Annotated in this window: 15 protein-coding genes; 5 read left to right on the forward strand and 10 right to left on the reverse strand. The window is 74.9% G+C overall.

Annotated elements, in window-relative coordinates; translation table 11 throughout:
* Positions 1-144 precede the first annotated feature (144 nt).
* Both eccCa and ACZ4XJ_RS18685 read left to right on the forward strand, forming a co-directional pair.
* A complete protein-coding gene (eccCa, locus tag ACZ4XJ_RS18680) occupies positions 145-4,131 on the forward strand; it encodes a type VII secretion protein EccCa (protein ID WP_468496770.1) in 3,987 nt (1,328 codons plus the stop codon).
* A gap of 200 nt (positions 4,132-4,331) precedes the next feature.
* Positions 4,332-4,565, forward strand: a complete 234-nt coding sequence (locus tag ACZ4XJ_RS18685; protein ID WP_266573624.1) for a DUF397 domain-containing protein — start codon at positions 4,332-4,334, stop codon at positions 4,563-4,565.
* A 103-nt stretch (positions 4,566-4,668) separates the two neighbouring features.
* Here ACZ4XJ_RS18685 and ACZ4XJ_RS18690 read toward each other — a convergent pair whose 3' ends face one another.
* The 4 genes from ACZ4XJ_RS18690 to eccB all read right to left on the reverse strand — a co-directional run bounded on the left by ACZ4XJ_RS18690 (position 4,669) and on the right by eccB (position 8,323).
* Positions 4,669-4,977, reverse strand: coding sequence for a WXG100 family type VII secretion target (locus tag ACZ4XJ_RS18690; RefSeq protein WP_362875964.1), 309 nt, complete (start codon positions 4,975-4,977; stop codon positions 4,669-4,671).
* Between the two features lie 49 nt (positions 4,978-5,026).
* Positions 5,027-5,353, reverse strand: a complete 327-nt coding sequence (locus ACZ4XJ_RS18695; RefSeq protein WP_362875963.1) for a WXG100 family type VII secretion target — start codon at positions 5,351-5,353, stop codon at positions 5,027-5,029.
* Positions 5,354-5,477: 124 nt separating this feature from the next.
* Positions 5,478-6,782, reverse strand: coding sequence for a type VII secretion-associated serine protease mycosin (gene mycP, locus ACZ4XJ_RS18700; protein WP_468496771.1), 1,305 nt, complete (start codon positions 6,780-6,782; stop codon positions 5,478-5,480).
* Positions 6,779-8,323, reverse strand: a complete 1,545-nt coding sequence (eccB, locus tag ACZ4XJ_RS18705) for a type VII secretion protein EccB (RefSeq protein ID WP_468496772.1) — start codon at positions 8,321-8,323, stop codon at positions 6,779-6,781. The genes mycP and eccB overlap by 4 nt, the downstream gene beginning before the upstream one ends.
* A 217-nt stretch (positions 8,324-8,540) precedes the next feature.
* On the opposite strand from eccB, the gene eccE reads away from it, so the two are divergent.
* From eccE to ACZ4XJ_RS18720, 3 genes are all read left to right on the forward strand, one after another.
* Positions 8,541-9,821, forward strand: a complete 1,281-nt coding sequence (gene eccE / locus ACZ4XJ_RS18710) for a type VII secretion protein EccE (RefSeq protein ID WP_468496967.1) — start codon at positions 8,541-8,543, stop codon at positions 9,819-9,821.
* Positions 9,818-10,549 carry a hypothetical protein gene (locus ACZ4XJ_RS18715; RefSeq protein WP_362875961.1) on the forward strand — a complete coding sequence of 244 codons (732 nt, stop codon included), beginning with the start codon at positions 9,818-9,820 and terminating at the stop codon, positions 10,547-10,549. The genes eccE and ACZ4XJ_RS18715 overlap by 4 nt, the downstream gene beginning before the upstream one ends.
* A gap of 191 nt (positions 10,550-10,740) precedes the next feature.
* Complete coding sequence (locus tag ACZ4XJ_RS18720) at positions 10,741-14,211, forward strand: SCO5717 family growth-regulating ATPase (RefSeq protein ID WP_468496773.1); 3,471 nt, start codon at positions 10,741-10,743, stop codon at positions 14,209-14,211.
* A gap of 103 nt (positions 14,212-14,314) precedes the next feature.
* On the opposite strand, the gene ACZ4XJ_RS18725 is transcribed toward ACZ4XJ_RS18720, so the two are convergent.
* The 6 genes from ACZ4XJ_RS18725 to infB form a co-directional block, all read right to left on the reverse strand.
* The gene (locus tag ACZ4XJ_RS18725) at positions 14,315-15,280 is read right to left on the reverse strand and encodes a bifunctional riboflavin kinase/FAD synthetase (RefSeq protein ID WP_468496774.1); all 966 of its coding nucleotides are present in this window, start codon (positions 15,278-15,280) and stop codon (positions 14,315-14,317) included.
* A 119-nt stretch (positions 15,281-15,399) separates the two neighbouring features.
* Positions 15,400-19,674, reverse strand: coding sequence for a hypothetical protein (locus ACZ4XJ_RS18730; protein ID WP_468496775.1), 4,275 nt, complete (start codon positions 19,672-19,674; stop codon positions 15,400-15,402).
* Between the two features lie 505 nt (positions 19,675-20,179).
* Positions 20,180-21,091, reverse strand: a complete 912-nt coding sequence (gene truB, locus ACZ4XJ_RS18735; RefSeq protein WP_362875957.1) for a tRNA pseudouridine(55) synthase TruB — start codon at positions 21,089-21,091, stop codon at positions 20,180-20,182.
* The gene (rbfA, locus tag ACZ4XJ_RS18740) at positions 21,088-21,540 is read right to left on the reverse strand and encodes a 30S ribosome-binding factor RbfA (RefSeq protein WP_266842698.1); all 453 of its coding nucleotides are present in this window, start codon (positions 21,538-21,540) and stop codon (positions 21,088-21,090) included. The genes truB and rbfA overlap by 4 nt, the downstream gene beginning before the upstream one ends.
* 41 nt (positions 21,541-21,581) lie before the next feature.
* Complete coding sequence (locus ACZ4XJ_RS18745; protein WP_362875956.1) at positions 21,582-21,875, reverse strand: DUF503 domain-containing protein; 294 nt, start codon at positions 21,873-21,875, stop codon at positions 21,582-21,584.
* Between the two features lie 228 nt (positions 21,876-22,103).
* Positions 22,104-25,235 carry a translation initiation factor IF-2 gene (infB, locus tag ACZ4XJ_RS18750; RefSeq protein ID WP_362875955.1) on the reverse strand — a complete coding sequence of 1,044 codons (3,132 nt, stop codon included), beginning with the start codon at positions 25,233-25,235 and terminating at the stop codon, positions 22,104-22,106.
* Positions 25,236-25,351 lie beyond the last annotated feature (116 nt).

Here is a 25,351-nt window from a genome sequence, read left to right on the forward strand (position 1 = left end):
CGCGGGGCGTCACCGTAGCCGGGCCGGGGGGCGGCCGGTCGGCCACTAGGATCACCGGCCCGCGACGGTTTTCCCCTTCCGTACGCGGGAGTTGGGGGGCGCCGGCCGTGGCGGCCCGGCCGTCGTCTAGGGACTGGTGCTCCGGTGAGCCAGATCGTCGTCAAACGCCCGCCCCGGTCGCTGCCGCCGGAAGTTCCCTCGGAAGAGGTGCGGTTGGAGCCGCCACCGGCCCTGCCGCGGGGGCAGCAGGAGGGCGTCCTGATGCAGTTGCTGCCGATGCTCGGCATGGGGTCGTCGGCCGCGTTCTTCTTCCTGCCGTCGGCCGGGGCGCACCCGTTCATGCGCGTCATGGGCGTGCTGATGCTGATGTCCACGGTGACGATGGTCGTCGCGCAGCTGGTCCGCCACCGGCGGGGCACGCAGGGGCAGATGGCGGACGTGCGCCGGGACTACCTGGCGTATCTGGCGCGGACGCGCCGTCGGGTGCGGCGCGCCGCGCGGGCGCAGCGCGACGCGCAGTGGTACCTGCATCCGGCGCCGGAGCAGTTGTGGGCGGTGGCGGCGGACCCGTCCCGGCTGTGGGAACGGCGCTCCGGTGACACGGACTTCGGGCAGGCCCGGTTGGGGCTGGGTCCGCAGCGCCTCGCGTCCGCGCCGGTGGCGCCGCCGACGGCGCCGGTGGAGAACCTGGAGCCGTTGGCGGCGGGCGCGATGCAGCGCTTCCTCCAGGTGCACTCCTGCCTGGACGGGTTGCCGGTGGCGGTGTCGGTGCGGGCGTTCTACCACCTGACGGTGTCGGGCGAGGCGGCGTCGGCGCGGGGTGCGGTACGGGCGCTCCTGGCGCAGCTGGTGACGCTGCACTCCCCCGAGGACTTGTTGGTGGCGGTGGCGGTCGGGCCGGATGCGGCGCCGGCGTGGGACTGGACGAAGTGGCTGCCGCACGCGCAGCTGCCGGGGCACTTCGACGGGGCCGGTACGCGGCGGCTGTTCGGCGACGAGTTGGGTGAGTTGGAGGGGTTGTTGGCGTCCCGGCTGGAGGGGCGGCCGCGGTTCGGCCGGGACGCGGCGCCGCTCCTGGACCGGCCGCACCTGGTGTTGGTCCTCGACGGGGCGACGGTGGCCCCGGAGTCGGTGTTCGCGGCGCCGGAGGGCTTGCAGGGGGTGACCGTCGTGGAGGTGGTCGCGGGCGGGGCGGCAGAGCCGCGCGGCGGGTTGTCGATCGTGGTGCGGCCCGGGCTGATGCGGCTGGAGGCGGGGCCGGGGGACGCGTACGAGGGCGTCCCGGACCTCCTGTCGCTGCCGGCGGCCGAGGCGCTGGCCCGCCAGTTGGCGCCGCTGCGCACGGGCGGCGGGGACGACGACGAGCCGCTGCTGGCGAACCTGGACTTCACCGATCTGCTGGACCTGGGCGACGCGGCCGCCGTGGACGTGGCGCGGACCTGGCGGCCCCGGTCGGCCGGGGAGCGGCTGCGGGTGCCGATCGGGGTGGGTGAGGACGGTGGCCCGGTGATGCTGGACCTGAAGGAGGCCGCGCAGGAGGGCATGGGCCCGCACGGGTTGTGCGTGGGGGCGACGGGTTCGGGCAAGTCGGAGCTGCTGCGCACGCTGGTGCTGGGGCTGGCGGTGACGCACGACTCGCGGACGTTGAACTTCGTCCTGGCGGACTTCAAGGGTGGCGCCACGTTCACCGGGATGGGGCGTCTGCCGCACGTCGCGGCCGTGATCACGAACCTGGCGGACGATCTGACGCTGGTCGACCGGATGGGTGACTCGATCGGCGGTGAGCTCCAGCGCCGGCAGGAGCTGCTGCGGGCGGCGGGCAACTACGCGAACCTGCACGACTACGAGCGGGCCCGCGCGGCCGGTGCGCCGTTGGAGCCGCTGGCCTCGCTGGTCCTGGTGATCGACGAGTTCTCCGAACTGCTCACGGCGAAGCCCGACTTCATCGACATGTTCGTCCGGATCGGCCGCATCGGGCGTTCGTTGGGCGTGCACCTGCTGTTGGCCTCGCAGCGGCTGGAGGAGGGCCGGTTGCGCGGGCTGGACACGTACCTGTCGTACCGGATCGGGCTGCGGACCTTCTCGGCGGCGGAGTCCCGGACGGCGATCGGCGTGCCGGACGCCTACCACCTTCCGTCGCTGCCCGGTTCGGGGTACCTGAAGTCCGGTACGGACGCGATGACCCGCTTCAAGGCGGCGTACGTCTCGGGCGCCCACCGCGAGGGCGGCCCGGAACCGGTGGCCGGGCCGGGCCCGGCGCGGCGGCGGGCCGCGCTGTTCACGGCGGCGCCGGTGGCGGTGGCGCACCCGGAGGCGCAGGTCGCGGAGGCCGAGGTCGCCGACGCGGTGGACCGGGCGGACCCCGCGCGTCCGGTCCGGGACGACGCGCTCGCCGACACGGTGCTGGACGTGATCGTGGGGCGGTTGGAGGGGCAGGGGGTGCCCGCGCACCAGGTGTGGTTGCCGCCGCTGGACGAGGCTCCCCCGCTGGACCGGCTACTGCCCGCCCTGGTGGTGGACGACGTGCGGGGGCTGCACGCGTCCGCTTACGAGCGGCTCGGCGCCCTGGTGGTGCCGCTGGGGTTGGTCGACAAGCCGTTCGAGCAGCGGCGCGAGGTGCTGCTCCGGGACTTCTCGGGGGCGGCGGGTCACCTGTTGGTGGTGGGCGGTCCGCGGTCGGGCAAGTCGACGCTGTTGCGGACGCTGATCTCCGCGTTCGCGCTCACGCACACCCCGCGCGAGGTGCAGTTCTACGGGCTGGACTTCGGCGGTGGCGCCCTGGCGTCGGTGGCGGAGCTGCCGCACGTCGGCGGGATCGCCTCGCGGCTGGACCCGGAACGGGTGCGGCGCACGGTCGCGGAGGTGGCGGGCGTCCTCGGCCGGCGCGAGGAGTTCTTCCGTGCGAACGGCGTCGACTCCGTGGACGGGTACCGGCGGCGGCGGGCGGCGGGCGAGCTGCCCGGCGATGCCTGGGGCGACGTGTTCCTCGTGATCGACGGCTGGGGCGGCTTCCGAGGCGAGTACGAGGGCCTGGAGCCGGTGGTCACGGACATCGCGTCCCGGGGGTTGGGATACGGCATCCACGTGGTGGTCACCGCGTCCCGGTACATGGAGGTCCGGTCGGCGCTGAAGGACCAGATGCCGGGTCGACTGGAACTGCGGCTCGGCGACGTCATGGACTCCGAGTTCGACCGGCGGGTCGCGGCGAACGTACCGGCGGGCGTGCCGGGTCGCGGTCAGGTGCCGGAGGGACTGCACTTCCTGGGGGCGCTGCCGCGCGTCGACGGGGGCCACGGCACGGACGACCTGGGGGCGGCGACGACGGCCTTCGTGGCGGCGGTGCGGTCGGGTTGGACGGGGCCGCCGGCGCCCGGCGTACGCCTGCTGCCGAGGTCACTGCACGCTGACCGGCTGCCGAAGGGCGGGGAGTTCCCGGAACGCGGGATCGCGTTCGGCATCGCCGAGACGGACCTGGAACCGGTGTTCGTCGACTTCGCGGCGGACCCGTTCTTCCTGGTGTTCGGCGAGAGCGAGTCGGGCCGGACGAACCTGCTGCGGCTCATCGCCCACCAGATCGCCCGGCGCTGGACCCCGGACGAGGCGAAGCTGGTCGTCGGCGACTACCGACGGGGGCTGCTCGGAGCCCTCCCGGAGGAGCACCTGCTGGAGTACGCGCCGACGGCGAACTCGCTGCACCTGCACATGGAGGCGCTGGTCGGGGTGTTCTCGCGGCGCCAACCGCCGGCGGACGTCACCCCGCAGCAGTTGCGGGACCGCAGTTGGTGGACGGGCCCGGACGTGTTCGTCATCGTCGACGACTACGACCTGGTGGCCACCGGCCAGGGCAATCCGCTGGCGGCGCTCACCGAGTTCCTGCCGTTCGCCCGGGACACCGGCGTCCGGTTCGTCATCGCGCGCAGTTCGGCGGGCGCCTCGCGGGCGCTGTACGAGCCGTTCATGCAGCGGATCAAGGAGCTGGGCGCGCAGGGCGTGGTGCTGTCCGGCGACCCGTCCGAGGGGGACCTGCTCGGCACGGTCCGCCCCCGCCCGATGCCCCCCGGTCGCGGCCACTTCGTCTCGCGCCGGCGCGGCACCTCGTTGGTGCAGTTGGGACGGATGCCGCAGGGGTGACGGGGCGGGGGCGGTGGGCGCGGCGGAGCGGACGCGGAGGGTGTGACGGGGTGGACGCGGGCGGTGTGACGGGGTGGACGCGGAGGGTGTAGCGGGCATCACCCGGAAAACCGCACCCCGGAGCCGCGTTCCGCCGATAATCGGCAGCGAAGGGCCGAGCAGCACCCGCACCACCGAGGGAACCGAGGGAAAGGCCGCACATGGGCACTCAGCAGGAGAAGGACGAGCTGTACGCGCTCGACATCAGCGGCGTCGAGTGGCAGGGCCCGCCCGGGACCAGCCCCGACGAGGAGCGGGTCGAGATCGCCAAGCTGCCCGAGGGCGCGGTGGCCATGCGGTCCTCGCTGGACCGGGAGACCGTGCTGCGGTACACGGCCGCCGAGTGGGAGGCCTTCGTACTCGGCGCGAGGGACGGGGAGTTCGACCTCACCTGAGGCCCGGTCCGGACCGGACGTCCGCGGGGACCCGCGCGTCCCGGTGCTCACGAAGGGGCGTGCCCGATGCGGGCGCGCCCCTTCGCCGCGCCGCGTACGGGGTTCAGTAGGCCTCGGTGAACAGGCGCGAGGCCTTCATGTCGGTGGCGCGGTAGTCGCCCTTGCCCTGTTCGATGAGCCGGGCGACGGACTCCAACTGTCGGCGCATGTGGTCGGCCCTGCGGTGGTACTTCGTCTGGAGGCCGACGTACTCCAGGTGCGCCTCGCCGTCCCAGGTGTCGGTGACCACCTTGACGGCCTGCTCCATCTCGGCGAGGTCCTTGACGATGTTGTTGGAGACGGTCCGGATGCGGTCGGCCATCTGCTGGACGCTCTCGTACCGGACGCGGGTGTAGCCGTCGGTGCCGGACATGGTGTTCTCCTTCAGCGGTGGGGGTGGGGCGGGGGCAAAGGGCTTCGGGTCAGACGCCGTCGAGGCCGGACGGGCCCGGGGTGATCGTGCGGAACGCCGAACGGACCTCCTCGTCCTGCGCGTTGCTGAGGTTCTTGGTCTGCGAGACGGCGTGGTGCAGGACGCCGAGCAGGCGACGGATCTCGTCGTGGTCGATGTTCAGGTCGGCCTGCGCCTTCTTGAAGCCCTCGGCGCCCGCGCCGGTCCAGCCCGCGCCGGCGGTGGCGAGGATGTCGGCCAGTTCCCGGGCCTGGGTGGTCACGGCGTTCGCCGTCTCGGAGATCTTGTGGGCGGCCCTGACGACCGGATCGTCGGCAAGTCCGAAGGTGTTCGTCATCCGAAGCTCCTCGCTTCTCGGTTCGGTTCCTGGTCCGGTTCCCGGTTCGGTTTCGGTCCGGTTCTCGGTCCGGTTCCCGGTTCGGTTCCGGTTCGGTTCTCGGTCCGGTTCCCGTTCGTGTGGTTCACCGCGAACGGTTTCGGCGGGTGCGGGCCGCGCGCAGCACGTTCGCCGTCCCGGCGATGACGGCGACGAGCAGCCCGCCCGCGCCGAGCGCGTACGTACCGAGCCGTACCTCGCGTTCCTGCGCCGTCTCGGACAGGTGCAGCGGGGCCGCTCGCGGGGCGATGGCCGGCGGCGGGCCCGGGTCGGGGACGGGGGGTCCGGGTGGCGCGAGGTCCCGGGTGACGGCGCGCACCGGGTCGACGACTCCCCAACCGAGCTGGTCGTCACGGCCGTTGATGCCGCGTTCGGCCGTGTGCTGGATCTGCCGGACCACGTCGTGGGCGCTCCATCCGGGGTGCTCCGCCCGCAGCAGGGCGGCGACGCCGGCGACGTGGGGCGCGGAGAAGCTGGTGCCGCTGTCGACGCACTGCCCGAAGCCGGGGACGGTGGAGACCACGTCGACGCCGGGGGCGGCCACCCCGATGAAGTCGCCGGGTTGGGAGAACGCGGCGCGTTCGTTGTTGCGGTCGGACGCGGCCACCGCGAGGACGCCGGGGAAGGCGGCCGGGTAGGTCCGGCGGTGGTGTCCGGCCCGGCCGTCGTTGCCCGCCGAGGCGACGACGACGACGTCCTGGGCCAGGGCCCGTCGGACGGCCCGGGCCAGGTCGGAGTCGGGGCCGAGCGGGGCGTCGGTGTCCTGGGAGATGTTGATGACGTGGGCGCCCGCGGCCACGGCGTGGTCGACGGCCCGGGCGAGGGGGGCGGCCAGGCCACTGCCCTGTCCGTCGTTGTGCCGGATGGGGATGAGGGTGGCCTCGGGGGCGAGGCCGACGAAGCCGGTGCCCGCCTGCGGGCGGGCCGCGATGATGCCGGCGACCTTGGTGCCGTGCCCGACGGTGTCGTTCGTGCCGTCGCCGCCCTTCGGGTCGACGAAGTCCCGCCCGGCGGCGGTGTCGAGGGCGCCGGCGAGTTGCGGATTGGCGCGGTCCACCCCGGAGTCGATGACGGCGACGCGCACGCCCTTGCCCTTCGTACCGGCCCACAGTTCGTCGAGGAGGAGCCGTTGGAGGGCCCAGGGCCGCTCGGCGATCTGCCGCTTCATGGGGAAGGCGCACTCGCCCGTCCCCTCGAACCCGAGCCCGAGCCCGGAGGCGAACCCGAGCCCGGAGGCGAACCCGAGCCCGGGGGCACGGGCGTACGGGGACTGCGGCGCGGGCGCTCCCGCCGTCCCGCAGGCCGCGAGGAGGCCGGCGGCGGCCACCAGCCGGGCGGCGCGCGACGGGAAGGCCGGCAGACCGCGCGGGTTCCGGGGCGGCGTGCTCATGAGCCCTGGGTTCGGCGGGCGGATTCGGTGTCCAGACGCGGCCCCTTGGAGAGGAACTCCGACCAGGCGATGGGCACCGGGGGCGGAACCACGTCGGCGTAGCCCAACCGCGTCTGCGCCTCACCGACCCCGAGCCGGCCACGCCCGCCGCCGCCCCCACCGTCGCTCCCGCTGCCGTCCGCCGGGACGGCGTAGCGCAGGCCCGTGTCGGTGACCAGGAACAGGGAGCCGCCGGCGGCGGTCTGGCGGCCCTGGACCTGGGTGTAGAGGAGGCCGGAGCCGGGGGTGACGTAGGAGCCGGCGCCGCTCGCGGTGATGTCGACGGGGAAACCGGAGCCGGCCCAGGTGCTCAGGGTCGGGACGCCGGCGGCGTCGACGGCGCGCAGGACGTTGCAGACGGTGTCGCGCCGCGTGCCCGCAGGCTCCCCGCCGGCGGCGTCGACCCCGTTGATCCGGACGCCGCGCCGGCGCGGCCACTTGATGTCCGCGCCGAAGGGCGGGACGTCCTGGCTCAGCGACTGGAGGTCGACCTCACGGGCCCTGCCGTGCAGGTCGAGGGCGTCGGCGGTGGGCGCGGCGATCAGCAACCGGGCCATGAACTCGGTGACGGGCGCGACCCGGCCCGGCAACACGACGTAGTACTGGGTGCCCGCGCCGGTCTGGGCGCTCAGGACCGTGCCGACCCGGTTGTCCGCGGCGGCCAGGCCCCGGACGCCGGCGTGCGCGCCGGGGGAGCCGGGCAGGCGCGGGAAGGCGAGGTCGTCGCCGGGGTCGAGGGTGGCCAGCCACTGCTCGGTGACGGGTTGCGGGGTGGCGTCGGCGCCGACCAGGGCGGTGGTGAGGGTGCCGGCCGCCGGCCCGCCCTCGGGGAACGCGTACTTGGTGCCCGTCGCGTCGACCAGGTACCGCTGCCGCCCGGCGCCGGTGCTACGGACGTACAGCACCTGTCGGTCGGTGGTGCGGAGCGTGCCGTCGAGCGGGCCGGCCTCGCGGTCGGCGAGGACGAAGACGGCGCTCTGCACGCCGAGGCCGTTGCCACCGGGCCGCTGGCAGACGGCCCACCGTTTGGGCTTCCCCGCGTCCTTCGGCTCGGGCAGCCGGTCGGGGGCGTAGGGGATGCCGATGATGGGCCCGCGCGGCGGGCGGCCCGCGTCCAGCACCTCGTCCTTGACGTGGACGACCTTGAACTTCCGTGGATCGAGGAGGAGTCGGGCCGAGGCCAGGTTCAGCACCGGGTGCAGTCGGCTCCGGTGCGAGCCGGCCTCCTCCGTGGAGAGGATCACGTAGCGCGTGGTCGACCGGCTCCCGACGATGACCCGGGCGCCGGGCTCGTTCCAGCCCTTGGGCGCCTGCGGTCTGAACATGCCCCAGGCGCCGGAGCCGACGAGGACGAGGGCGCCGACGATCAGCGTGGGAAGGATCGCGCGCAGCGGCCTGGGGGCGCCCTCCTCGCTGCCGGTGGCGGAGGGTTGGAGGAACGCGGCCACCGTACGCCGCTTCGCAAACGTGTACGCATTGAGCTCATCGCGTCGCGATGCCAAGACCGCCTGCTTCCCCCGCACCACCCGGTCCGCGCGTCCGGCCCGGGTCCCGCTTCCCGGACCGGGCCCCTACTATGCCCCTTGCCGGGGAGGCGACCTGCCCGCGACGACCGTCGCGGCGTCCCTCCGGCCGGCCAAGTCGGCTGCTGTCAGGGTGGATCGGTGCAGGGGCGGGTGGAGCGGCCGGGGCCGCGCCCCACCGGAAGTTGCCTGTTCCATCCGTCGCGGAGGGGGAGGTACGCGTGTGGACTCCGAGGTGAGGGAACCGCGTGAGGACGTGGCCGCGCCCTCGCACGAAGGGGTGACACCGCGTCCGGCACCGGGGCTCGGCGCGCGCGGTCCGTTTCGATTGCAACAGCTCGTACTCCTCCAGCTGGCGGGCGCGGTCCCGCTCGCGGCGTGGGCCCTGGAGCCGCTGCTGCTGGTGCCCGCCGGCGGTGTGGCCGTGGTTCTGGTGGCCCTCGCGGTCGTACGCCGCCACCGGCTCCCCCTCGCCGAGTGGCTCGGCAGCGCCCTCGCGCTACGGGGCCGGCAACGCCGGGCCCGCGCCGACCCTGGGGCGGCGCCGCTGCGGGCGGCCGATCCGACGCTGCGGACGCTGACGTACGGCGGTCGCGACCGGCGGCCCGTCGGCATGGTCGGCGACGGCACCTTCCTGACGGCGGTGCTGCGGGTGGACGCGGACGCCGCCGCGCTGCGGCCGGACCGGGCGGCGCACCCGCTGCCGCTGTCCGTCGTACGGGACGTCCTCGAAGTGGACGGGATCCGGTTGGAATCGGCGCAGTTGGTGCTGTACACCCAGCCGGCCCCGGCGCCGCACCTGCCGGCCGGGTCGGTGGCGGCCCGCTCCTACGCCCCGCTCCAGGCCCTGGCGGGCACCCCTGCCGTACGGCTGACCTGGATCGCCCTCAAGCTCGACCCGGAACTGTGCCCCGAGGCGGTCGCCGCGCGCGGCGGCGGTTCCGAGGGGGCGCGGCGCTGCCTGGTACGGGTGGCCGACCAGTTGGCGAGCCGGTTGGACGGCTGCGGCTTCGGGACCACGGTCCTGACGGAACAGGAGTTGACGTCCGCGCTGGCCACCTCCGCCTGCGCGCACCCGCTGACGCCCGCCCGGGCCGACCGCCCGGCGGGCACGGGCCTTCGCACGGAGGAAACCTCCCGCGCCTGGCGCTGCGACGACCGGCAGCACACCACGTACTGGATCCGCCGTTGGCCCCGACTGGGCGGCTCGGAAGCGCAGTTGCCGCAGTTCGTCGCGCTGCTGACCGCGCTCCCCGCCCTCGCCGTCAACTTCAGCCTCACGATGGCTCCGGCCGGGCGCCGCGGCGTGGCGCTGACCGGGCACGTCCGGGTGACGGGCCGCAACGGCGCTGAACTGGTCGCGGCGTGCCACGAGTTGGAGCGGAACGCGCGCGGTGTACGGGCCGGGGTGGTGCGGCTTGACCGCGAGCAGGTGCCGGGGCTGCTCGCCTCGCTGCCGCTGGGTGGTGCGCGGTGAGGCGCGGATCGGGACTGTTCGGGGAAACGTCGCGGGGCGGCTCCGGGCTGCTCGGCCCGCGCCGGGGACGGCACGTCGTCACGGCGGCGGAGCTGGACCGGCTGGCGGTGCCCGTCGGGGACGACGGGGTCGTCATCGGCGTGGACGCCGAGGGCCGTCCGGCGGTGCTGGGCGTCAACCGCCCCTCCCCGTACGAGATCACGCTGATCGGCGGCCTGTGGACGGCGCAGGTGCTGGCGCTGCGCACGGCCGCCACGGGGGCCCGGGTCGTGGTGGAGAGCGGACGCGGGCCGGCGTGGGCGGACCTGGCCCGGGAGGCGGGCGCCGGGCAGCAGTGCGTCACGGTGCACGAGGTGGGCCGCGTACCGCCGCAGGCCGGGTCGGCGGGCGGTCCCGTCCTGGTGGTCCGCGACTGCGGGATGCGGCCGCCGCGGGGGCGGGTGGTGGCGGGCCCCTGGCAGTGCGTGCTGACCCTGCTGCCGTACCTGAGCCCGACCGCGCCCCGGCTGCTGCGGAGTTCCGCGCTGGTGGGCGTGCAGCGGGTGTCTCCGGACGAGGCGACGCGGATCGGCGATCTGATGCGGCTGCCGCGATCGGCGGAGGAGGCGCTGCCCACGCTGGGGGACGGGGTGACGCTGTGGTGCACGCCCCGGGACCGGAAGTTCGTCCTGACCCGTGGAACGGAGGAGGAGACGGCCCTGTTCGGGGCGGCCCGGCGCGTCGACTGACCCGCCCCGAGCCTCCGGCGGCCGGTGACGGTTGCTCAGGGGCCGGGGGGCCTGTAGGCAGGAGTACGGGGGCGCCACCTCGCGGGATATCGCGGGCGGGCCGCGATTAGGCTGGGTGCGGGGCGCGGCGTCGAGTGTCGAGCGTCGAGTCGGGCGCCGCCCCGACCGTGTTGGACAGACCAGGAGGACCAGTGACCGGCGATCGGAACGAGAGGCGCGGCGGGACGTGGGACGTCCCGACGGACGATCAGTCCGACGCGGAGCCCGAGGGAACGGGCGAGTTCACCATCGACTACACCCCGCCGGCCTGGTACACCCAGGGCGCGCCCGCGCATGACGTCCCCGACCTCCCCGAGGGCAGCGGCTTCGAACCGCACCGCCCGTCGGACGTGGCGTCACCCCCGACGATGCGGATCGCGCCGTCGGCGATCCCCCGACAGCCGCAGGCGCCGGAGGAGGGGGACGGGGTGAAGGGTGCGGAGGCCGGGAAGCCCGGGGAGCCTCTGGCGGGCGTGGCGGGCGTGGCGGGCGTGGCGGGCGCGCAGCCCGTGGAGTTCGACCCGACGCCGGTCGAGATCCCGCCGCCCTTCACGGCCCCGGTGTTCCCGGCGGCCCCGACCCACGCCCCGACCCCGCCGCACACCCCGGCCGCGCCGGGCGCGGCGGTCGCGCCGGTCGCGCCGGGCATCCCGAACCCGCCCGGCGCGTCGGTCCCGCCGTTCCCGCCGGGCATCCCGAACCCGCAGGTCGCGCCGTTCCCGCCGGGCATCCCGAACCCGCAGGTCGCGCCGTTCCCGCCGGGCAGCGCGGGCAGCGCGGGCAGCGCGGGCAGCGCGGGCAGCGCGAACGCTCCGGTCGAGGGCGAAGGTCCGGTCACGGGTGGGGGCGCTGCGCCCGGCGAGCGCCCGGCCGCAGCGAACATCCCCGGTGTGGGCAACTTCGCGGACACCGCCCATGCCCCCGCCGCGTCCGACGTCCCGGTTCCCGCTGGTGTCCCGGTGGCGCCGGCCTCCTTCCACGCCCCGGCGCCTACCGAAGCCCCGGCCGTGCCGAGTTTCCCGGTCGCGCCCCCGACACCCGAGGCACCCCGTACGGAGCCCCGCGTCGAGGACGCGCCGCCCGCGCCCCACCCGGCGCCCGCACCGGCGTTCCCGGCAACACCCCCTGCGGAGGCGCCCCGCGCCGAGGCTCCCGTCGCCCCGCCCGCGTACCCGACCGCACCCAACGAGGCACCGCGCGCCGAAGCGGGCGTCGTGGACGCCCCGCCCGCAGCTCCCGCGTACCCCGCCCCGCCCATCACAGCGGCGCCGTACGCCGAAGCCCCCGTCACGGACGCCCCGCCCGCGTACCCGGCAGCAACCGCCCCGGGGACACACCGCGGCGAGGCCCCCGTCACGGAGGCGCCGCCCGTAGCGTCCGGGTACCCCAACGCCCCCTTCGCCGACGCCCCCCGCGCCGAAACCCGCATCGCGGACGCCCCGCCCCCGTACCCGGCCACGCCCCTCGACGCACCGCGCGCCGAGGATCGAGTCGCCGACACCCCGCCCCCGTACCCGGCCGCACCCGGCCCCGAGGCACACCGCGCCGAGGCGCCGCCCGCATACCCCGCCGCGCCCGTCACGGGCGCGCCTCGCGCCGAAACCCGCATCGCGGACGCCCCGCCCCCGTACCCGGCCACGCCCACCGAGGCGCCCGTCGACGCACCGCGCCCCGGGGACCCGGTCGCCGAGGACCCGCAGGGGTACCCGATCCCGGGCGCGCCTGCCGAAGCCCTCCGGACCGACGCCCCCCTCGCGGACACCCCGCCTGCCCACCCCGCCGCGCCCCGCGCCGAGGTCCCGCCCGTCCACCCGACGGCACCCGCCGCGGAGGCGCACCGCAGCGAGACCCCCGCCGCCGCCCCGGCCACGCCCCCCGACGCACCCCACGCCGGAGCCCCCGTCGCCACCGCTCCCGCCGCACCCTGGGCGCAGGCGGCGCCCGACGCTGCGGGGGCGGGTGGGGCGCCGTTCGCGGAGGTTCCGCCTTCCCCCTACGCGCAGCCGGTCCCGCCGGCCGGAGCTCCCGGTCACCCCGCCGCGCAGGCGCCGACCGCACCGCACGCCCCGTACCCGCCTGCGGCTGCCGCAGGTGAGGCGGGAGCACCCGTCGCGGACGCGCCCCCCGCGCCGGTTCCGGGGCTTCCGACGCCGCCCGGCGCCGGGTGGTCGACCGCTCCCGCCGAACAGGGCCCGTACGCGCAGCCCGTCACCCCTGCGGAGGGCCGACACTCCGCCGCAGAAGCCCCGTTCGGGGGACCCGCAGCCGAACCGCCGGCCCCGCAGCCCCCGTTCGAGTCCCCCGGCGCACCACAGGGCTACGGGTTCCCGCCCGCCGGTCAGCAACAGCCGCCGCAGGGTTACGGGTTCCCGCCGGGCCAGGCACAAGCACAGCCGCAGCCCCCGCAGGGCTACGGCTTCCCGCCCGTGCCCCCTCAGGCCCAGCAGCCGCACCCGCAGCACGCCGCTCCGTACCAGCAGCCCGGCCAGGGCCACGGCGCGCCGCTCGGCTACACCGCGGCCGTCGAGCTGTCGTCGGACCGGCTGCTGCGCGCCAAGCAGAAGCCGAAGACCGGCCGTTCCGGCTTCCGCTTCGGCGGCAAGGCCGCGGAGGCGGACCGTCAGCGGAAGCTGGAGCTGATCCGCACGCCGGTGATGTCCTGCTACCGCATCGCCGTCATCAGCCTCAAGGGCGGCGTCGGCAAGACCACGACCACCACCGCCCTCGGCGCCACCCTCGCCACCGAGCGGCAGGACAAGATCCTGGCCATCGACGCGAACCCGGACGCCGGCACCCTCGGCCGCCGCGTGCGCCGCGAGACCGGGGCGACGATCCGCGACCTCGTGCAGGCGATCCCGTACCTGCACTCGTACATGGACATCCGACGCTTCACCTCGCAGGCCCCCTCCGGCCTGGAGATCATCGCGAACGACGTGGACCCGGCCGTCTCGACGACCTTCAACGACGAGGACTACCGCCGCGTCATCGAGACCGTCGGCCGGCAGTACCCGATCATCCTCACCGACTCTGGCACCGGTCTCCTCTACTCCGCCATGCGCGGCGTCCTGGACCTGGCCGATCAGCTGATCATCATCTCGACCCCGTCCGTGGACGGCGCGAGCAGCGCCAGCACCACCCTCGACTGGCTCTCCGCGCACGGCTACGCCGACCTCGTCGCACGCTCCCTCACCGTCATCTCCGGGGTCCGCGAGACCGCCAAGATGATCAAGGTCGAGGACATCGTGCAGCACTTCGAGACCCGCTGCCGCGGCGTCGTCGTGGTGCCGTTCGACGAGCACCTCGCGGCCGGCGCCGAGGTGGACCTCGACCTGATGCGGCCCAAGACCCGGGAGGCGTACTTCACCCTCTCCGCGCTGGTCGCCGAGGACTTCACCCGGGCGCAGCAGCAGGCGGCGCAGGCCCACTGGGGCGCACCCCAGCACGGACAGCACGGACAGCACGCCCAGCCGCCGCACCCCCAGCAGCCCCAGGCGCCCCAACAGCCGGATCCGTACCAGCAGCCGCAGCAACAGCCGTACGGTCAGCCGTACCCGCAGCCCGGCCAACCCTGGCAGCAGCCCCAGCAGCCCGGTCAGCCCCCGCGCGACCCGCGCCTCGGCTGAGGTCCCCGTACGCACACGCGAACGCAGACGCACGGAGGGCCCGTTCCGTCCCGGACAACCCGGGACGGAACGGGCCCTCCGGCACGTTCGGGGTGGGGCGGGCTCAGCGCCCGGCGCGCTCGCCGTCGTACGCCTCGGTGAGCACCCGGGAGCGCTTCACATCGTCCGCGATGGCCTCCAACAGCCCGTCCAGCGACTCGAACTTCGCCATGCCCCGCACGTACGCGAGGAAGTCCACGCCGACGTGCATCCCGTACAGGTCCAGGCCGATCCGGTCGATCGCGTACGCCTCGACGGTCCGCTCGGTGGCGTCGAACTGCACGTTCGTACCGACCGAGATCGCCGCCGGCATCCGCTCGCCGTCCGCCGTCAGCCAGCCCGCGTACACGCCGTCGGCCGGGATCGCGGTGTGCGGCTGCGTCTCGACGTTCGCCGTCGGGTAGCCCAGCTCGCGCCCGCGCTGCGCGCCGCGCACGACGACGCCCTCGACGCGGTGCGGGCGGCCCAGGATCTCGCCGGCGCCCTCGACGTCGCCCTCGGAGACCAACCGGCGGGCCAGCGTGGACGAGAACGGCACGCCGCCGCCCGCCTCGCCGCGCACGACCAGGTCCACGACCTCGACCTCGTAGTCGTACGTGGCGCCCAGCTCGCGCAGGAAGTCGACGTTGCCGGCGGCCCGGTGGCCGAAGCGGAAGTTCGGGCCCTCGATGACGGCCTTCGCGTGCAGCTTGTCGGCCAGCACCTTGACGATGAAGTCGGCCGGGGACAGCTGCGAGAACTCCGCCGTGAACGGCAGGATCAACAGCGCGTCGACCCCGAGGCCGGCCATCAGTTCGGCCCGGCGGTCGTACGAGGCCAGGATCGGCGGGTGACTGCCCGGCCGTACGACCTCGCTCGGGTGCGGGCTGAACGTGACGACGACCGACGGGACGCCGAGCTCGCGGGCCCTCGCGACGGCCCGTCCGATGATCAGCTGATGTCCCCGGTGCACACCGTCGTAGGAGCCGATGGTGACGACGCTGCGTCCCCAGTCCTGGGGGATGTCCTCCAAGCCACGCCAGCGCTGCACTGTGACCGCTCCTCGCCCGAACCCGTGTAGTCCTTGTACCGATTGCCGATTGCAGGTCTAAGACTGCCATGCCGGTGGCCGGGGCCCCGCATCGGCGTCGGCGTCGGCCCGCTGCCGCCTCACGTGATGTCCGGGGCATTTCTGCTGAGCGTCTCCACCGTGCGCCGCGCGCCCGGTCCGAGCAGCGCGGCGGCCTCCGCCCCGGCCTGGGCGAGCCAGCGCGCGACGAGCGCGCCGAAGGCCGGGTCGGTCCGGGCCAGCTCCACCGTGCGGTGCTCGAACACGGTGGGGCCGCCCGGAATCCTGAGCAGCTGCCGCCCGGCCCGTCGGAGCAGCTCACGGGTGCGTTCCTCGGCGCGGGCGCGGGTGCCTGCGGCGAGGGCTTCGAGGAAGGCCCCCAACACCGCCGGATCGCCCTCCTCGCGCAGCAGCGTGTCGGCCAGCTCGCCCCGGAGCCCGTACGGGGGCGCCGAGCCGGGCGCCCCCAGCACCCGCGCCAGCTCGGCCCGTACGGACGCCGGCCCGGTCCGCAGCAGGTCCAGTACGAGGGGCCGCACCAAGGACGCCGCCGCCGGCCCCTGCTCCAGCCGCCGGTCCACGAAGGCGGCGGCGTGCGGGGCGTCCTCGGGCCGGCACGTCAGGTGGTCCCGTACGAGGTCACCCGCGCGGCGGGCCAGCCCGGGCGTGGTCAGCGCGGCGAGGGCGCGGAGCACCTCCCCGTCGGCCCGAACGCGCAGCGCGGCGAACACCTCGTCCGGGTCGGGCAGCACCGGCAGCGCCGCGACCAGCGCGGACGCCGGCAGCCGGGTACCGCACCCGGGGTCGCGGAAGCAGGCCAGGGCGTCGGGGAGGTAGCGGGCCCGGACCCGGGGATCGCGGAGCAGGATCCCGAGGGCGCTTCCGTGCAGGGCGCCGTCGGTGGGCCGGGCGAGCAGCGCCCGGGCGGCGCGGCGCAGCAGCTCCCTGTCGGCCGGGGTCCGCACGTGCGGGGCGGTGGCGAGCCCGTACGCGGCGGCGGCGACCCGGCGCCCGGGCCGTTCGTCGTGGGCCCAGCGGTCGACGGCCCGGCACAGGGCGGAGGGCTCGTCCTCGGCGAGGGCGGCGAGCAGCTCGTCGGCGCGCGGGTGCGCCGCGCTCACCAGGGCCTCCGCGAGGTCGTCGACGGCGGCGCCCCGGTGGGTGTGCAGGAGGGCCTGGGCCGCGGTGGCGACGGTGGCTCCCGGACGGTCGCGTAGCCGGCGTTCGTCGGTGAACCAGGCGCAGAGCAGGGGCTGGACCTGCCGCGGGGCCGACAGGAGGCGGCGTGCGGCGGCGTCGAGGTAGCGGTGGTCGGCGGGCAACAGACGGCGGAGCAGGTCGAGCCGGTCGGACTCGGGCAGCCGGAGCCGGTTCCAGAACCAGCCGCCGAACTCCTCGGAGCCGGCCCGCGCCACGTGCTCGGCGAGGGCGTGCAGGACGGGCAGGTGCGCGGTGGCGTCGGCGGCGCGCAACAAGGACTCGCGCAGCAGCCGGCCGGCCCACCAGACCCGCTCGGGGTCGACGTCCGGGGTTTCCTCAGCGAAGGCGTTGAGCGCGCCGACCAGCCGGGTCAGCCGGACCCGGATCTCGGGCGCGGGCAGCCGGCGCAACGCCTCCAGGACGGGCCCGATCCGGTGCCGGGGCACCGGCGGGCCGGGCTCGGCGGGGCCCGAGTGCACCAGGGCGTCCAGGGCGGTCGGCACGTCGAGGTGGCCGGCCTGGATCCAGTCGGACAGCTCCTCGTGCGCGAAGCGGTAGCCGTCGGGGCCGGCCGGGACGAACAGCCCCTCGGCGAGGACGGCGCGGGCCCAGCCGGTGCGGCGGGGGAACAGCTCGTCGAAGTCGGCCCGGTCCAGCCGCCCCTGCCCCACGCACCGCCGGGCCGCCTCGTGCACCCGCCCGGCCACCCGCGCCGCGAGCCGCCGCACCCCGGGCCCCGAGTTCTCGGCGACGTCGGAGCCCGAGCCGTGGACGCCCGGGCCGGCGGTTCCCGCCCGGTCGACGGCCCGGGCGGCGCCCGCCGGTCCGGACGGAGCCGAAGCACCACGGGCCCCGACGGGGGCGATGGGGTGGTCCCCGGCAGGGTCGGCCGAACCGGTACGGGGAGCCCCGGACGCGAGCGGGGCGCCCGGGGGGCCGCCCGACGGCGGGAACGCGCCCGAGGTGGCGACGCGGACCGCCACCCGCAGGGCCACCAGGTCCAGGTGCGCGGCGAACACCTCGTCCCGGCCGGGGCACCCGGCGCTCACTCCGGCGGCACGGATCGCGGCGAGCAGGCACAGGGTGAGCGGGTGCCGCGCATCGGCCTCCTGAACGCCGTCGGCGGGGATCCCGTAGCGGGCGCGGGCGCACTCGGCCTCGTCCGGCTCCAGGTCGCCGACGGCAAGCGCGGCCGGCAGTCGCCGGACCGGGCGGGCCGGGGTGTGCAGCGCCCCGGCCGGGTACAGGGCGCCGGCCCGCTCCCAATACTCGGGCCGGGTGGCCACGACGAGTCGGACGCCGGTCGCACGCAGCCAGGTGGCGGTGGCTCCGGTCCAGGCCGCGAGGCGGTGTGAGAGCTGCGGCGGCATCTCCTCGGGCGTGTCCAGCACCACCAGCAGCGGCCGCCCGGCCCGTGCCGCCACCCGGGCCACGCTCGCGGCCACGCCCTCCCCGCCGAAGGCGGTGGCGGGTCGGGCTCCGGCGCGTGGGCGGGGTTCGGGCGCTGAGGAGGCTCCGGGGGGCGAGGAGGCTCCGGGGGGTGAAGGGGCCCCGGCGAAGGAAGGGGCCTCAGCGGGCGGTGAGGCCCCTTCCTTCGGGCGTCCGTGCGCCACGATGGGGCGGTTGATCGGGGTGGCCCCGCCGGTCCTGGCCGTCGGGACGGTGGCCGGGAAGCTCTCGCCTGCGCAACCCGCCGGACCGTCAAGCCCTCCCCCCTGCCCCGCACCTCCCGGCCGGTCCACGCCACCCGCCTCACCCGCACCGGTAGCACCGCCCCGCGCAGCCGCCACGGACCCGCTGTCCGTCCGAACCCCGGTTCCCCCCACCGCTACGCCGAATCCGGACTTCCACACCGCCCCCGACCCGGCACCCTCGGGAAATTCCCCGGCCCCGAACCCGGCCGACACCCCTGACCTGCGTCCCGACCAGGCATCCAGCCCCGCCCACGCACCCGCCCCGACCCGCGTCCCCGAGCCCGTCGCCGTACTCGTTCCCGGCGCCGGTCCCGCTTCCGCCCCCGGTGCACCTGCCGTACCCGCCGCCGCACCCACCCCGGCGTCCGGCCCGGCCCAGCCACCCTCCGTGGCGTCCCACCCCGCCCCCGGCCCCACCGCCACCCGTGGATCCGCCCAAGCCCCCGACCCGACCCCGACCCCCACCTCCGGCCCGACCCAGGTCTCCGTCCCCGCACCCCAACCGGCGGCCTCCGCCCAAGCCCGCGCCCCCGCGTCGAATCCGAACCCGGGTCCTGGCCCGGGTCCCGACCCGGGACCCGCCGCCACCCCGGCCAACCCCCGGGCGCCGCCCAGGACTCGGGAGATCGCGTCGGCCAAGGAGCCGTCGTCGGCGCGCAGGTCCGCGCCCCGGAGCCACACGGTCGGGGCGGGGCGGGGGCCGCGCGCCCGTGCGGTGGTCAGGGTGGCGAGTGCCGTGGTGCGCCCGGTACCGGGGTTTCCGACCAGGCCGAGGACGCACCGGTCCCCTACGGTGAAGGCCGCCAGCGCGGCGGCGAGCACGGGCCGGGCCACCGGCTCGGGTTCGGGTTCGGGCCCCGGGGCGGCCGGCGTCGGCCCGACCGGGAAGGCCGCGCCGACGGTGGCCGCCGACAGCGCCAGGGCGCCCGCGAGGTTCAAGTCGGCTCCGTACCCGGGAACGGTCTCGGAGTTACGTTCCAGCAGGAGCGCGAGGGGACCGCCGGGAGCGGCTGCGGCGGCGGCCCGCAACGGCAGGGCGAACACCCCGGAGCGGTGCTCCGCTTCCAGAGCGGTGCCCAGTACCGCGAGCACCGCTCCCGTCGCCGCGTCCAGGACCGGCCCCCCGCCGGCCCCACCGCCCGGTCCGAGGGCGTCCCGACCGGCGGTGCCGATCGCGAGCTCGACCGTGACGGGCAGCACGCGGGACCACCCCGCCGCGCTGTACGTGACCCCCGCACCCGCCCCGAGCACCCGCGCCTGTCGCCAGCCCCGGGCGAGGAGCCGTACGTACGTCCCCACGGGAAGCTCCTCCCGCATCGCCACCGGCAGCGGCCGTAGCCCGAGGCCATCGGTCCGCACCAGGGCCAACGCCACCTCGGGCAGCGGCGTCACGTCGGCCGGTTCCGCGAGCCAGGTCCGCCCGCCGGGTGCGTGCACCACGATCCGGCCCGGTCCGTCGACGGCCTCGTGGCTGGTGATCACCGTGCCGCGATCGTCGGCCAGGAACCCCGTACCGAGCGGCCGCCCGCCCGGATCACAGATCCTGACGAGCCCCTCGACCCCCGACACCCCCCCGGGTGCCCCACCCCGCGCCGTCCCCGGGGGAACCGGGGGAACCGGGCTCCTCGCGGCGGCGCCGAACGCCGCCCCCACGCCCGCCGTGACCTCGTCCGTCATCGCCGCACCACTCCCCCGCCGCGAGCTCCGTGCTCATGACGGTAGGCAAGTGAAGATCAGCACCAAAAGAACGCAGGGCGAACGCGCCCCCATACGCTCCCTCCATTCACTCCGAGCGCCTGCTCGGACGGGTGAACAAGGGGCTCCGGGTGGATAGAGACTTACCCGAGGGGGGTCGTGGAGCGGTGAGCAGCAGACCTCGTGCGCTCACCGCTCCACGTCAACACCCAACCCCATCCGGCCCGCTCCGGCCCGATCCGGCCCGGCCAAGTCCACACGACCCCGGCCGAGACCACCGGCACACGATCCGTCAGACGAAGACCGCCAGCGACTTCGCCTTGCCGCCCTTGCTCTCCACGAGCCCGAGCAGCTGGCCCTGCGGCCCGTACACGGCGACCGTGCGGCCGTCCCGGTACTCGTCCGGCATCTCGATCCGCACCCCGTTGCCGAGCAGCGACGCCCGGCGGGAGTCCAGGTCCCAGCGCGGGAACGCGGCGGCCGCGGCCTCGCCGATCGGCATGACGGTCAGCTCCTCCTGGAGCTGGTCCAGGGTGCGGGCCTTGTCGAGCTTGTACGGGCCGACCCGCGTGCGCCGCAGCGCCGTCAGGTGTCCACCCACGCCCAGGTCCGCACCGAGGTCACGGGCGAGCGCCCGGATGTACGTACCGCTGGAGCAGACGACGGAGACGACCAGGTCGACGACCTTCGTGCCGTCCTCGGCCTCCGCCTCCCGCATGTCGTACACGTGGAACGACGAGATGGTCACCGGGCGGGCCGGGATCTCGAAGTCCTCACCGTCGCGGGCGCGCTTGTACGAGCGCACGCCCTTGATCTTGATCGCGCTGACCTTCGACGGGACCTGCATGATCTCGCCGCTCAGCTTGGCGATGCCCGCGTCCACGCCCTCGCGGGTGACGGCGGAGGCATCGGTGGACGAGATGATCTCGCCCTCGGCGTCGTCCGTGAGGGTGTCCTGCCCGAGACGGATCGTCCCGAGGTACTCCTTCTCCGTCAGCGCGAGGTGACCGAGGAGCTTGGTCGCCTTCTCGACACCGAGGACGAGGACGCCCGTCGCCATCGGGTCGAGGGTGCCCGCGTGGCCGACGCGGCGGGTCTTGGCGATCCCGCGCATCTTGGCGACCACGTCGTGCGAAGTGAAGCCGGACGGCTTGTCGACGATGACCAGGCCGTCCGGCGTCTTCTGTCCTGCTTCGGTGCTCATTCCGCGGCTGCGTCCTCGTCGTCCTCGTCGCCCGGCTTCTTGTACGGGTCGGCTTCGCCGGCGTACTGGGCGCCGGAGGACACCTCGCGCACCTGGGCGTCGGAGGAGCGCGCCTTGTCGAGGAGGTCCTCGATGGTCTTCGCGTTCTCGGGGAGGGCGTCCGCCACGAAGGTCAGGGTGGGCGTGAACTTGGTCCCCGCCGCCCGGCCGACCGCGGAACGCAGCACGCCCTTGGCGCTCTCCAGTCCCGCTGCCGCACTGGCCCGGTCCTCGTCGTCACCGTAGACCGTGTAGAAGACCGTGGCCTCCCGCAGGTCGCCGGTGACCCTGGTGTCCGTGATGGTCACGTGCGTACCGAGGCGGGGGTCCTTGACGCCGCGCAGCAGCTTCTCGGCCACCACCTCCCGGATGAGGTCCGCCAGCTTCTTCGCCCGCGCATTGTCGGCCACTGGTCCGTCTCCTTCTTCTGTCGTGCAGACAAGCTATGAATTCAGTCTTCATCACCGTGGAGACGCCGTCGTACCGACAGCAGCTCCACCTCGGGGCGCGCCGCGACCAGCCGCTCGCAGCGGTCCAGTACGTCCGACACGAATCCCACGTCGCCGCTCACCAGGGCCACCCCGATACGGGCCCTGCGGTGCAGGTCCTGGTCGCCGACCTCGGCCGCGCTCACGGAGAACTTGCGTTGGAGCTCGGCGACGATGGGCCGTACGACGGAGCGTTTCTCCTTCAGCGAGTGGACGTCGCCGAGGAGCAGATCGAAGGACAGAGTCCCCACGTACATGCAGTTCCGGATGTCCCGCCGGTTCGGGTTCGATGGCCTGCCGGGCCGTCGTCCGACAGGTGCCGCCGGGCCTCGCCCGGCGGTTCACCCGGCCGTGGCACGGCAGGATCACCGCACGCCCGGCTGGGTCATCAGAACCGTACACGCAACGGCCGGGGCCGATCGACGGATATTCCGCCGACCGGCCCCGGTGCTACGAGCTACGAGCGTGTGCGATGTGCCTCGCGCTTACGCGCGGGGCTTCTCGCGCATCTCGTACGTCGCGATGACGTCGTCGATCTTGATGTCGTTGAAGGAACCGAGGTTGATACCACCCTCGAAGCCTTCGCGGATCTCGGTGACGTCGTCCTTGAAGCGGCGCAGACCCGAGATGGTGAGGTTCTCGGCGACGACCTTGCCGTCGCGCAGGAGCCGCGCCTTCGTGTTGCGCTTGACCTCGCCGGAGCGGATGAGAACACCCGCGATGTTGCCCAGCTTGGACGAGCGGAAGATCTCGCGGACCTCCGCCGTACCGAGCTCGACCTCTTCGTACTCCGGCTTGAGCAGACCCTTGAGGGCCGCCTCGATCTCCTCGATGGCCTGGTAGATCACCGAGTAGTAGCGGACGTCGACACCCTCGCGGTCCGCCATCTGCGCGGCGCGACCGGCCGCACGGACGTTGTAACCGATGACGATGGCGTCGGAGCCCATCGCCAGCGAGATGTCGGACTCGGTGACCGCACCCACACCGCGGTGCAGGACGCGGATGTCGACCTCTTCGCCGACGTCGAGCTGGAGCAGCGAGGACTCGAGGGCCTCGACCGCACCGGACGCGTCGCCCTTGATGATGAGGTTGAGTTCCTGGACCAGACCGGCCTTGAGGACCGAGTCGAGGTCTTCCAGGGACACCCGGCGGACGCGCTTGGCGAAGTTGGCGTTGCGCTCACGCGCAGCACGCTTCTCGGCGATCTGACGGGCGGTGCGGTCCTCGTCGACGACGAGGAAGTTGTCGCCGGCGCCGGGGACGTTGGTGAGACCCAGGACCAGGACGGGGGTCGAGGGACCCGCTTCCTCGACGTTGTTGCCCTTGTCGTCGAGCATGGCGCGCACTCGGCCGTAGGCGTCGCCCACGACCATCGTGTCGCCGACGCGGAGGGTACCGCGCTGGACGAGGACGGTGGCGACGGCACCGCGGCCGCGGTCGAGGTGGGACTCGATCGCAATACCCTGCGCGTCCTGCTCCGGGTTGGCGCGCAGGTCGAGCGAGGCGTCGGCGGTGAGGACGACGGCCTCCAGCAGGGAGTCGATGTGCAGACCCTGCTTGGCGGAGATGTCGACGAACATCGTGTCGCCGCCGTACTCCTCGGCGACCAGACCGAACTCGGTGAGCTGACCGCGCACCTTGACCGGGTCGGCACCCTCGACGTCGATCTTGTTGACCGCGACGACGATCGGGACGCCGGCGGCCTTGGCGTGGTTGAGCGCCTCGATCGTCTGCGGCATGACGCCGTCGTTGGCCGCGACCACGAGGATCGCGATGTCGGTCGACTTGGCACCACGGGCACGCATGGCGGTGAACGCCTCGTGACCGGGGGTGTCGATGAAGGTGATCTTGCGCTCTTCACCGTTGACCTCGGTGCCCACCTGGTAGGCACCGATGTGCTGGGTGATGCCACCGGCTTCGCCCGCGACGACGTTCGTCTTGCGGATGGCGTCGAGGAGGCGGGTCTTACCGTGGTCGACGTGACCCATGACGGTGACGACCGGCGGACGCGGCATGAGGTATTCCTCGCCGCCCTCGTCCTCGCCGAACTCGATGTCGAAGCCCTCGAGGAGCTCGCGGTCCTCTTCCTCCGGGCTGACGATCTGAACGACGTAGTTCATCTCGCCGGCCAGCATTTCGAGGGTCTCGTCGGAGACGGACTGCGTGGCGGTGACCATCTCGCCGAGGTTCATCATCACGGCGACGAGCGACGCCGGGTTGGCGTTGATCTTCTCCGCGAAGTCGGTGAGGGAGGCACCGCGCGACAGGCGCACGGTCTCGCCGCCACCGCGCGGCAGCATCACGCCGCCGACGGACGGGGCCTGCATAGCCTCGTACTCCTGGCGCCTCTGACGCTTGGACTTGCGTCCACGACGCGCGGGACCACCGGGACGGCCGAAGGCACCCTGCGTGCCACCACGGGCATTGGGACCACCGGGACGCCCGGCGAAGCCGGGACGACCGCCGCCACCGGCACCGGCCGGGCCGCCGCCGAAGCCGCCGCCACCCGGACGCGGGCCGCCGAAGCCGCCGCCACCCGGACGCGAGCCCGGACCGGCCGGACGACCGGCGAAGCCGCCGCCCGCGGGACGACCGGCACCACCGGGACGGGCACCGCCCGCACCGGGACCACGGCCACCGGGGCCGCCGCCGGGACGGGGACCGGGACCACCGGCAGCGGGACGCTGCGGCATCATGCCCGGGTTGGGACGGTTACCACCGGGAGCACCGCCGGGGCCACCGGGACGTGCGCCGCCCTGCGGACGCGGCATGCCGCCCGGGGTCGGACGAGCGCCGCCGGGACCACCCTGCGGACGCGGGGCGCCACCGGGGCCGCCCTGCGGACGGGGAGCACCCTGACCGCCACCGGCGCCGGGGGCACCGGGACGCGGGGCGCCGGCCGGACGGGGCGCCTGCGGGCGCGCCATGCCGGTCGAGCCACCGGAGGTGAAGGGGTTGTTGCCCGGACGGGGACCGGCCGGACGGGCGCCCTGGGGGCGCGGGGACTGGGCACCACCGGCGGCGGGACGCTGTCCCTGACCACCGGGGGCGTTGCCGGCCGGACGCGGGGCGCCGGGACGGGCGCCGGCCTGGCCACCCTGACCCTGGGCCGGACGCTGCTGCGCCGGACGGGGGCCGGGAGCGGCGGCGGGACGCTCGGTGCGCGCCGGGGCGGCGGCCGGAGCCGCCGGGGGCGCGGAGAACTCGGTCGCCACGGGCGCCGCCGGAGCGGGCTTCGGGGCGGCCGGAGCCTTCGGGCCGGGACGCGGGCCGGAGGCGGCCGGAGTCACCGGGGCGGGCGCCGCGGGGGCGACCGGAGCCTCGGCGACGACCGGCTTGGGGGCCGGTGCGCCGGGCTTGGGGGCAGCGGGACGCGCCGGGGCGGGAGCCCCGGGCTTGGCGGGTGCGGCGCTGCGGGGCGCACCCGGCTTCGCAGCGGACTTGCCGGCGTTGCCGCCGGGCCCCTGCAGTGCGTCGGTCAACTTGCGTACAACCGGCGCCTCGATCGTCGAGGACGCCGAACGGACGAACTCACCGAGTTCCTGGAGCTTGGCCATGACGACCTTGCTCTCAACTCCGAACTCCTTTGCGAGTTCGTATACCCGGACCTTAGCCACTTCGCTCCTTTTAGGTCCGGGTTACGCCGGACCGTCGCTACTTCATGGGCGTACTCATCGCGTACTCATCGAGTGGTGCTCATCGCAATCTCGACCTACTTCCAACTCGCGAGGTA

This window comes from Streptomyces sp. NPDC029836 (assembly GCF_055574495.1).

Excerpts from the sequence above, each read along its gene's own strand:
- ACZ4XJ_RS18695 (WP_362875963.1), bottom strand. The coding sequence starts at position 5,353 with ATGACGAACACCTTCGGACTTGCCGACGATCCGGTCGTCAGGGCCGCC.
- truB (WP_362875957.1), bottom strand. The coding sequence starts at position 21,091 with ATGAGCACCGAAGCAGGACAGAAGACGCCGGACGGCCTGGTCATCGTC.
- mycP (WP_468496771.1), bottom strand. The coding sequence starts at position 6,782 with ATGAGCACGCCGCCCCGGAACCCGCGCGGTCTGCCGGCCTTCCCGTCG.
- ACZ4XJ_RS18685 (WP_266573624.1), top strand. The coding sequence starts at position 4,332 with ATGGGCACTCAGCAGGAGAAGGACGAGCTGTACGCGCTCGACATCAGC.
- ACZ4XJ_RS18745 (WP_362875956.1), bottom strand. The coding sequence starts at position 21,875 with ATGTACGTGGGGACTCTGTCCTTCGATCTGCTCCTCGGCGACGTCCAC.
- ACZ4XJ_RS18690 (WP_362875964.1), bottom strand. The coding sequence starts at position 4,977 with ATGTCCGGCACCGACGGCTACACCCGCGTCCGGTACGAGAGCGTCCAG.